Source organism: Pyxidicoccus fallax, assembly GCF_012933655.1.
In the GTDB taxonomy this organism is placed as follows: Bacteria; Myxococcota; Myxococcia; order Myxococcales; family Myxococcaceae; genus Myxococcus; species Myxococcus fallax.
The window spans coordinates 1-1,110 of the sequence record NZ_JABBJJ010000715.1; the positions used below are offsets into that span (position 1 = coordinate 1).

Genomic DNA, 1,110 nt, shown 5'->3' on the forward strand with positions numbered 1-1,110 from the left:
TAAACCGCCTCGACGAATCCCCTAAACATCGGAGCGGTTGTTCCGAAGAAGGGGGTGGTGGTGATGGGGCAGCAGCCATTCAGGCTGACGCCCGAGCAGATGGAGGAGCGGCGACTGTTCGCCGCTTCGCTGCTGAAATCGGGTTGGCGCCCAGTGGACGTGGCGGACGAGTGTGGCGTCACCCGAGGAGCTGTGTCGCAGTGGTGCAAAGCCCTCGCGCAGGGGGGCGTCAGGAGTCTGCGGCGCAAGCCTCATCAGGGCCGTCCTTCGCGTCTGAGCCCCTCGCAGTGGAAGCAAGTGGCCAGAGTGCTCAAGGCCGGTGCCACTCGGGCCGGCTTTCCCACGGAGCGATGGACCCTCCCACGCATCGCACGTCTCATTGAGCGACGCTGGGGCGTGCGGTACCACCCGCGCTCCTTGTCGAGGCCCCTGCATCGGCTGGGGTTCTCCGCGCACCGCCCTCGTTCCCAGGCCCGCGAGCGGAATGATGCGCTCATCGAAGCCTGGGTCAGGAGAGACTGGCCTCGCATCAAAAAGGGGCTCGAAGAAGCGGGAGGACGATTGCCTTCCTGGATGAGACGGGTCACACGTTTCGGGCCCGCCTGGGCACCACCTGGGCGCCGGTGGGACAAGTCCGAGTCCTCAAGCGCCTGAGCAAGCGCCGTGAGGTTTCCAGCATCGTGCTGCTGACGGCCCCGCAGGGGCGTGAACGCCCCAGGGTGTTCGCTCGCCACTTCGTCGGCGCTGTCCACGACAAGGACGTCATCGCCGCATTGCGGTACTTCCGCCGGCGCATCGGACGCCCCCTCGTCATCATTTGGGACCGCCTTCAGGCGCACCGTTCCAAGGCGGTTACCGCATGGCTGCAGCGCCACGCGAAGGACTTCCGCGTCGAGTGGCTTCCCCCGTACGCCCCGGACCTCAACCCAGAGGAGGGCTGCAATGGCATGGTGAAGGAAGCCATGCTCAACGCAGCGCCCCCGGCCATTTCGGACCTCATGCGCTTGGCAAGAAGGGAATTCCGCGCCCTCCAGCATCGTCCCGATGTCCTCCGCTCCTTCTTCGAGCATGCTGGACTCCATGTTTAGCGGACTCGCCGAGGCGGTTTAG

Annotated in this window: 2 protein-coding genes; both read left to right on the forward strand. The window is 65.8% G+C overall.

Annotated features, from left to right (window positions below; all coding sequences use genetic code 11):
• The first annotated feature begins 99 nt into the window (after positions 1-99).
• Complete coding sequence (locus tag HG543_RS53750) at positions 100-654, forward strand: IS630 family transposase (protein WP_246357960.1); 555 nt, start codon at positions 100-102, stop codon at positions 652-654.
• Positions 603-1,088: a transposase gene (locus HG543_RS53755; protein WP_246357961.1), complete on the forward strand. Its 486-nt coding sequence runs from the start codon at positions 603-605 to the stop codon at positions 1,086-1,088. The genes HG543_RS53750 and HG543_RS53755 overlap by 52 nt, the downstream gene beginning before the upstream one ends.
• Positions 1,089-1,110: the final 22 nt, after the last annotated feature.